Raw genomic sequence first — 2761 nt, forward strand, 5'->3', positions numbered from 1 at the left:
CCCGCCGCGGTGTCCGGGCCCTCGGCCGTGCCGCGGCGCGTCAGCGCCAGGGCAGGGGGACCACCTCGACGTCCTGCCCCGCGGCCACGCCGGCCGGCGGGACCACCGCGATGACGTCCGCGTGCGCGAGCCCGCGCAGCATGTTCGCGCCGACCCGGTCCCGGGGGGAGACCGTCCCGTCCCGGAGGTAGCCGGGCACCAGGGCGGTGACCTTCTGTCCCGGCAGGTCCTCGGCCGCGGGCAGGGTGCGCGTGGCCGGGGGCTGATCGCCGTGCAGCTTGGCCAGCAGGGGCTCGGCCACCGTGAAGATGCTCGTCATCGCGGCCAGCGGATTGCCGGGCAGGCCGACCACGAAGGGGCCGTCCTCGGGCAGCCGCGCCAGGAACGTCGGGTGCCCCGGGCGCTGGGCGAGGCCGTCGAGCAGGAAGACGGCCCCGAGCTCCTCGAGCGCCGAGCGCACGTGGTCGGCGTCGGAGTGCCCGGTGCCGCCGGTGGTGATGACCACCTCGGTGCGGGCGTCCAGCACCGACGCCATGCCGGAGGGCGCCTCGGTCAGGGCGGAGAGCATCGCCTTCGCGGTGTCCTCGACGCGCCGGAGCTGGTCCACGGACCCGCCCAGCATCTCCACGAACGTGGGCAGCTGGGGGCCGAAGGCGTCCCGGACCTGGCCGGGCTCGGGGATCCCGTCCTCGACCACCTCGCTGCCGGTGAGCAGGATGGTCACGCGCGGACGGCGGCGGACCGGGAGCATGTCGTGGCCGCTGACGGCGGCGAAGGCGATGTGCGCCGGATTGAGCAGGCACTCGGCGTGCAGGATGACGTCCCCGGCCGCGACCTCCTCGCCGGTGCGGCGGATGTTCTGCCCGTAGGGGATGTCCTCGGCCGAGGGGGCGTGGTCCGCGATCGTGAGCACGGTCCCCTCCTCGGACAGGCGAGCGTACTCGTCGCGCAGCACGGCCCGTGCCCCGGCGGGGACGAGCCCGCCGGTGACGATGCGGGTGGCCTCGCCCGGCTCCAGGTTGAGCACCGGGCGGTAGAGCTCCTTCGGCGGGATGGTCAGCATCTTGCGGGGGTCCGTCTCCACGGGCTCGGGGAAGACCACCGTCCACGGCTGGGGACCGGCCACGGCGTAGCCGTCCATGGCGGAGGAGGCGTAGTGGGGGACCGGGATGGGCGCGGTCACGTCCTCCGCCAGCACCTCGCCGAGGGCCTCCTGCAGGGGCAGCCAGTGACTGGGGAGGGCGGTGGCGATCTCGTAGGCGAACTGCCGGGCCTGGTGCCACTCGGCGTCGTGGACGGTCTCGACCTCCTCCGGGGTGCTCTCGGGCACGCCGCTGTCGTCCTCGATGACGGGCAGCGCGTGCGTGTAGGGGCTGTTGGTGTCGTGGGGCAGGGGCAGTCCGGACATCAGTTCTCCTCGGGGGTTCGGCGGACGGCGGGGACGAGTCCGCCGACGGTCTGCAGCGCGCGGTCCAGGGTGCGGTGCTCGTCCTCGCCCGCGGCCACGGCGCGGCCCACGTGGTAGCCGAGCAGGTAGGCGGTGGGCGGGACGGCGGGGCGCACGGTGCCGTGCGCGATCCTGCCGGTCAGGCCCAGCACCGCGTCCAGGGGGAGGTCGGCGTCGGGCACGTCCAGGGCCTCGCGCACGGCCGCGACCCACCGCTCCAGGATCTCGTGCTCGGACGGGCTCAGGTCCTTGGGCATGCGCCGCTCCTCCCGGGCGGTGGTGCCGCCCGCTCGTGGTCAGGTCAGGTGGTGCCTGTGCACATCGTCCCACGTATCGACGTCCGCGGTGGCGTCCTCGGGCACGGTGACGTCGCGGAGCGGAAGGGCGCGCACGGAGGAGAACACGGACCGGTCCGCGGCGTCCTGCCCCGCGAACGCCCGGCGCAGGGCGTCGCTGCGGTAGAGGGCGGCGAGGGGCTGGCGGTGGCCGTCGGGCGGGACGGAGACGTAGCCGGCGGCGCCGTCGCCGGACCGGGCCGCTCGCAGCAGGAGGGGCACGGCCCGCGACACCCCGGGCATGTCGCAGGCCAGCGTCATGGTCCAGTCCGCGCCGGGCAGGGCGTCGAGGGCGCGCAGCCCGGCGGCGATGCCCGCGGCCGGCCCGGAGAACGGCGGGTCCTCGCGGGTCAGCAGCACGCCGCCGGGGACGGCCGGGTCCGGGGGGCCGACGACGACGACGCCGGCGGCCTCCCGGACCGCGTCCAGGGTGAGCTCCAGGAGGGTGCGTCCGGCCTGCCGCAGCCGGGCCTTGGGCCGGCCGTCCAGCCGGGCGGAGCGCCCGCCCGCCAGGACCACGGCGTGGAAGACCGGGGCCGGTCCCGGGGCGCTCACCCGCTCACCCGCCGGAGAAGGGCGGCAGGACGTCGAGGACCGCCCCGGCCGGGACCGGGGTGCCGGGGTCGGGGCAGGCCACGCCGTCGAGCAGGAAGCTCGACCGGGCCAGCACCTCGGCCAGCGGCGGCTGCCCGGGCGGCGGCTGCGGGTGGGACCGGACCAGCAGGGCCTCCACGTCCCGGCGGGTGCAGGACCGGTCGGTGGGGACCTCCACGGTCTCGGTCTCGGTGCCGGCGGCGGCGCGGGCGGCGGCGAAGTAGCGGATCAGCACGCGTGCTCAGCCCCCGATCGCGCTCATGGAGCGCTCCGGCTGGACGTAGTCGGCGGAGTCGAGGCCGGTGTGGTCCATGCCGTGGGCGGCCGGCTTGGCCCACATCGCGTCCCGCCAGCGCTGGGCCAGCTGCGCGTCGGTGGCCCCGTC

Annotated in this window: 4 protein-coding genes and 1 pseudogene; all 5 read right to left on the bottom strand. The window is 76.5% G+C overall.

What is annotated here, in order from left to right:
* Nucleotides 1–40: 40 nt before the first annotated feature.
* Nucleotides 41–1408, bottom strand: coding sequence for a molybdopterin molybdotransferase MoeA (locus tag ACFU0Y_RS17785; protein WP_380216236.1), 1368 nt, complete (start codon nucleotides 1406–1408; stop codon nucleotides 41–43).
* Entirely contained in the window at nucleotides 1408–1704 is a 297-nt protein-coding gene (locus ACFU0Y_RS17790) for a DUF6457 domain-containing protein (protein ID WP_380216238.1), read from the bottom strand. Before ACFU0Y_RS17790 ends, ACFU0Y_RS17785 begins: the two co-directional genes overlap by 1 nt.
* Nucleotides 1705–1743: 39 nt before the next feature.
* On the bottom strand, nucleotides 1744–2337 hold the full coding sequence (locus ACFU0Y_RS17795) for a molybdenum cofactor guanylyltransferase (protein WP_380216240.1): 594 nt from the start codon (nucleotides 2335–2337) through the stop codon (nucleotides 1744–1746).
* Between the two features lie 4 nt (nucleotides 2338–2341).
* Entirely contained in the window at nucleotides 2342–2611 is a 270-nt protein-coding gene (locus ACFU0Y_RS17800) for a MoaD/ThiS family protein (protein WP_380216242.1), read from the bottom strand.
* A 6-nt stretch (nucleotides 2612–2617) separates the two neighbouring features.
* Nucleotides 2618–2761, bottom strand: a pseudogene (locus tag ACFU0Y_RS17805) (GTP 3',8-cyclase MoaA); the annotation flags it as partial.

The sequence above is a fragment of the Kocuria sp. NPDC057446 genome (assembly GCF_042802875.1).
Lineage (GTDB): Bacteria > Actinomycetota > Actinomycetes > Actinomycetales > Micrococcaceae > Kocuria.